Consider the following 260-nt stretch of genomic DNA (forward strand, 5'->3'; position numbering starts at 1 on the left):
TCGCCGGTCGCGTTACACAAAAAAGTGTGGCACATCGGTTACCAGGACGTGATTGCCGTCGGTAAATTATTTGCAGAAGGCAAATTAGACCTGAGTCGTGTTGTCGCAGTAGGCGGGCCGCGTGCCGAAAAAAATCGCTTAGTGCGTACACGCGTTGGGGCTTGTACTGATGAACTCTTGGCAGGGGATATTATCAAACCTGAAGACACTCGCGTGATTTCCGGTTCTGTTTTCTCCGGCTTTGCCGCAGAAGGGCGGTT

Annotated in this window: 1 pseudogene; it reads left to right on the forward strand. The window is 51.9% G+C overall.

From position 1 onward, the window contains the following. A pseudogene (locus tag RAD10_RS42180) lies at positions 1-260 on the forward strand (NADH:ubiquinone reductase (Na(+)-transporting) subunit A); the annotation flags it as partial.

Source organism: Bradyrhizobium sp. 23AC, from assembly GCF_054863025.1.